This is a genomic window from Micromonospora sp. URMC 106 (genome assembly GCF_051386395.1).
GTDB lineage: Bacteria > Actinomycetota > Actinomycetes > Mycobacteriales > Micromonosporaceae > Micromonospora.
The window spans coordinates 1-4,471 of the sequence record NZ_JBPQTP010000202.1; the positions used below are offsets into that span (position 1 = coordinate 1).

Annotated in this window: 5 protein-coding genes; 4 read left to right on the forward strand and 1 reads right to left on the reverse strand. The window is 74.9% G+C overall.

The window, feature by feature from the left end; translation table 11 throughout:
- Positions 1–1,023 (reverse strand): GNAT family N-acetyltransferase (locus tag ACSNOB_RS31515; RefSeq protein ID WP_436691032.1); only part of this gene is annotated, 1,023 nt, incomplete at its 3' end.
- Positions 1,024–1,102: 79 nt separating this feature from the next.
- Here ACSNOB_RS31515 and fdxA point away from each other — a divergent pair.
- The 4 genes from fdxA to ACSNOB_RS31535 all read left to right on the forward strand — a co-directional run bounded on the left by fdxA (position 1,103) and on the right by ACSNOB_RS31535 (position 4,404).
- Complete coding sequence (gene fdxA, locus ACSNOB_RS31520) at positions 1,103–1,429, forward strand: ferredoxin (RefSeq protein ID WP_089005361.1); 327 nt, start codon at positions 1,103–1,105, stop codon at positions 1,427–1,429.
- A complete protein-coding gene (gene dapC / locus ACSNOB_RS31525) occupies positions 1,426–2,532 on the forward strand; it encodes a succinyldiaminopimelate transaminase (RefSeq protein ID WP_436691038.1) in 1,107 nt (368 codons plus the stop codon). Before fdxA ends, dapC begins: the two co-directional genes overlap by 4 nt.
- Positions 2,533–2,767: 235 nt before the next feature.
- Positions 2,768–3,379, forward strand: a complete 612-nt coding sequence (locus ACSNOB_RS31530) for a hypothetical protein (protein ID WP_436691034.1) — start codon at positions 2,768–2,770, stop codon at positions 3,377–3,379.
- Positions 3,379–4,404: a prephenate dehydrogenase gene (locus ACSNOB_RS31535; protein WP_436691036.1), complete on the forward strand. Its 1,026-nt coding sequence runs from the start codon at positions 3,379–3,381 to the stop codon at positions 4,402–4,404. Before ACSNOB_RS31530 ends, ACSNOB_RS31535 begins: the two co-directional genes overlap by 1 nt.
- Positions 4,405–4,471: the final 67 nt, after the last annotated feature.

Here is a 4,471-nt window from a genome sequence, read left to right on the forward strand (position 1 = left end):
CAGCGGCACGGTCTGCACCAGCACCGGCGGGCGGCTGCCCCAGCCTCGCGCGTCGAGTTCGGCGCCGACCGGGGCGGTGCGGGTCAGGTAGGTGTGGTGCGTGGTGAAGCCGAGGGTGCGGTAGAGGGCCACGGCCGCCGTGTTGCGCTGCTCGACCTGGAGGAAGGCGCGCGACGCGCCGGCCGTGGCGCCCCAGTCGGCGAGGGCGCGGACGACCCGGCCGGCCAGGCCCTGCCGCCTCGCCTCGGGCCGCACCTCGATCAGGCTCAGCCCGAGCCAGCGCCCCTGCCCGGTGACCGTGCCCCGGCCGATGGCGACCAGCGTGCCGCCGGCGTACACGTGGGCGAAGCGGACCTGGCCCACGGCGGTGAGCACGTGCCGGGCGGCGTCGGGCAGGCCGCCCTTGCGGCCGGCGGCGATGGCGAGCCAGTCGTCCGACGGCGCGGCGGCCAGCTCGACCGGCGGTGACCCGGCGGGCGCCGGCGCGGCCGGCGGCAGCGCCGCCAGCGGCACGGTCTGCACCAGCACCGGCGGGCGGCTGCCCCAGCCTCGCGCGTCGAGTTCGGCGCCGACCGGGGCGGCGAGCGGCAGCGGGGTGTTGACCATCGCCGGTTGACCGAGGTCGGCGTACCAGCGCTCCACCGCGTCGAGCGCGGCGGGCAGCGGCCGGTCCGGGTCGCCCACCGGCAGCGCCGAGTTGGCCCGGCCGGACCAGCCGTCGGCGGCGCGCAGCAGCCAGTCGCCCAGCCGTCCCCGCACGGCGGCGGGCCAGGCCTCGTCGGAGGCCAGTTCCAACTCGATGACGGCCGCGGCGGTGGGCCGGCGGGTCGGCGGCACCCGCTTGGCCCGGTGCACCTCGGCGACCGGGACCCGGAGCCGGCCCTGCGCGGTGGCGAGAGTGAGATGGGTCTCGCTCAGCTCGACCAGCTCGCCGAGGGCGTCCGAGAAGAGGGGCCGGCCTTCGCGAATCCCCACAATCCGGCGAACCACGATCCGGTGTCCCACATCCTGCTGTCGGAGCACGATCGACCCCCTCCCCGGCGAGATACTAGGCTCTTAGCGTCGCGGGTGATCGCGGCGTGTCTTGCGGAGGAGAAGACCGGTGACCTACATCATCGCCGAGCCGTGCGTGGATGTGCTCGACAAGGCATGCATCGAGGAGTGCCCGGTCGACTGCATTTACGAGGGCAACCGGATGCTCTACATCCACCCCGACGAGTGCGTCGACTGCGGTGCCTGTGAGCCTGTCTGCCCCGTCGAGGCGATCTTCTACGAGGACGACGTCCCGGAGCAGTGGAAGGACTACACCGGCGCCAACTACGAGTTCTTCGAGGACCTGGGCTCGCCCGGTGGCGCCTCGAAGATCGGCAAGGTGGAGAAGGACGCGTCCTTCGTCGCCGCGCAGCCGCCGCGCGGAGAGGGCCACTGAACCGCCCCGCGCCGGTCTCGTCGCGGCTGCCCGAGTTCACCTGGGACACCCTGGACGCCGCGGCCGCGCTGGCCGCGGCGCATCCCGAGGGCCTGATCAACCTCTCCATGGGCACGCCGGTCGACCCGGTGCCCGAGGTGATCCGGCGGGCGCTGGCCGACGCGTCGGACGCCCCGGGTTACCCGCTGACCGCCGGCACCCCGGCGTTGCGCGAGGCGATCGCCGCCTGGGTCGCGCGGGCCTGCGGGGCGGGTGTCGACGGCCTCGGCGTGCTGCCGACGATCGGCTCCAAGGAACTCGTCGCCTGGCTGCCCACCCTGCTCGGGGTGGGACCGGGTGACGTCGTCGTGGTGCCGTCGATCGCCTACCCGACCTACGAGGACGGGGCCCGGCTCGTCGGCGCCACGGTCGTGCGCGCCGACTCGCTCACCGCGGTCGGCCCGACCCCCCGGGTGCGCCTGGTCTGGGTCAACTCGCCGGGCAACCCCACCGGGCGGGTGCTGCCGGCGGCCCACCTGCGCAAGGTGGTCGACTGGGCCCGGGAGCGCGGCGCGGTGGTCGCCAGCGACGAGTGCTACCTGCCGCTGGGCTGGTCCGCCGAGCCGGTCTCGGTGCTCTCGCCCGAGGTGTGTGGTGGGTCGTACGACGGTGTGCTGGCGGTGCACTCGCTCTCCAAGCGGTCCAACCTGGCCGGCTACCGTGCCGGGTTCGTGGCCGGCGACCCGGCGCTCGTGGCGGAGCTGCTCAAGGTCCGCAAGCACGCCGGGATGATCGTGCCCGCGCCGGTGCAGGCCGCGATGGTGGCCGCGCTGCGCGACGAGCGGCACGCCGACGAGCAGCGGGAGCGCTACCGGGCCCGGCGGGAGATCCTGCACGCCGCGTTCACCGGCGCCGGCTTCACCGTCGAGCACTCCGAGGCGGGCCTCTACCTCTGGCTGACCCGCGACGAGGACTGCTGGGCGACGGTCGACTGGCTGGCCCGCCGCGGCATCCTGGTCGCCGCGGGAGCCTTCTACGGTCCTGCCGGCCGCCAGCACGTCCGGGTGGCGTTGACCGAGTCCGACGAGCACGTGGCGGCGGTCGCCGGCCGGTTGCGCGGCTGAGCCCCGCACGGCCCGAGCGGCGAGCCGCGTCGATGGGCCCGGGGTCGCCGGCGTCGCCCGCCGGCCGGTAGTCTCCGCGCGGGTTCGCATGTGATCTTGCGTCAGGGTCGCGGTCGGGTGCGCGCCCGACAGCTCGATGCGGGGGGCGTGGAGATGGGCGGGACGGGGAGTGCCGGGGGCGGTCGACCGGTGAGCGGAGCCGGCGCGTCCGGGTCTGGCGCGGAGGCGGGCTGAGGTGCGCTACCTGCACCCGCTGCTGCGGGACCGGAACATCGACGGCGTGCGGCAGGCGTCCCTGGCCACGGCCGCCGTGATCTTCAGCGTGCTGAACGTCGCCGTGCTCCAGCAGGCCGAGCTGCGCGACAGCGGCGCCAAGGTGCTGGCCGTGCTGGTGTCCGCGCTCAGCCTGGCCCTGGTCGGCGGCGTGGTGCAGCGGCTGTTCCTGCTGATCTGGGCCCACCCGGTGCTCGGCCAGTGGATCTACGAGTCGTCGTCGGGCACCTGGGGGGTGGCCGACATCGGCCTGCGCGGCGGTGAGCTGACCTACTCCGTCCAGCTCTACCGGACCGAGGAGGACGCCCTCGCGGCGGTTCGGCGCGAGCCCGGATTCGTCGCCCGCTGCTTCGCGACCGTCTCGTCCGTCGGCGTCACGTACGACAAGGGCCAGCTCGAACTGATCTACAAGATCGGCGACGCGCACGAGGACTACTCCCCGCGCAGCGGCATGCTGACCCTCACACCGCTGGGCGAGCGTGAGATGAAGGGGTACTGGAAAAGCGATATCCTCGGCGCCGAAGCGAGTCGGGGCGTCCTCGACATGTACCGACCGAAACGCCGAGGTGCCTGATGCGTGATCGACCCGGCGGGCCGTCGCGGGCCGCCGTGGTGGGCACCGGCCTCATCGGCGGGTCGATCCTGGTCCGGCTGCACGAGGCGGGCGTCGACGTCACCGGCTGGGATCCCGACGGGGCCACCCGGGCCGAGGGACGCCGGCGAGGGCTCGCCTTCGCCGACGAGTTGGCCGCGGCGGTGCGCGACCGCGACCTGGTGTTCCTCTGCGGGCCGCTGCCGACCCTGCCCGACGCCCTCGTCACCGTCGCCGGGCAGGCGGCCGAGGGCTGCGTGATCACCGACGTGGGCAGCACCAAGGGAGGGCTGGCGGACTTCGCCGTCGCGCACGGGCTGACCGACCGGTTCGTCCCCGGGCACCCGATGGCGGGCACGGAGCAGTTCGGGCTGACCGCCGCCGTGCCGGGGTTGTTCGAGGGGGCGGCGTGGGTGCTCTGCCCGGCGCCGGAGGGCATGGCCGCGTTCCGGCTCCTGGCCGCCCTCGTCGTGGACGTCTTCGCGGCCCGGGTGGTACCGATGTCCGCCTCCGTGCACGACTCGGTGGTGGCCCTGTCGTCCCACGTTCCCCACCTGCTGGCCGGCAGCCTCGCCGGCGCGGTGTCCGGGTCGGACGTCCGGGACGCCGTGCTGGGGCTCGCGGCGGGCAGCTTCCGCGACGGCACCCGGGTCGCCGGTACGCCCGCCAAGCGGACCGCCGACATGCTGCTCAACAACCGAGAGCAGGTCGTCCGACAGCTCGACCGGGTGCGCGCGTTCCTGGACGAGCTGTCCGCGGCGCTCGTCCGCGACGACCTGGACGCGCTCGTCGACCGCTACCGCCGGGCACGCGACCTGCGGACGGCGCTGCTCGACCGGGAGCTGCGCGCGTCGCGGCGGGAGTTCCCGACCGGCGGGGACCCTGCCGACGAGCTCGCGTACCTGCTGGCGTTGGGGCGGGCCGGCGGGCACCTCACCGACTGCCGCGTCGGCCCCGACACCGTCGCCTACACCGGCCACCTCCCGGCCACCGCCGACCCCGCCTGATCCGGCCGCCGCGACGCGCGCAGCTCCCGGTCGAGCAGCGCCGTCCGCAGGTCGCGTGCCCGGCGGT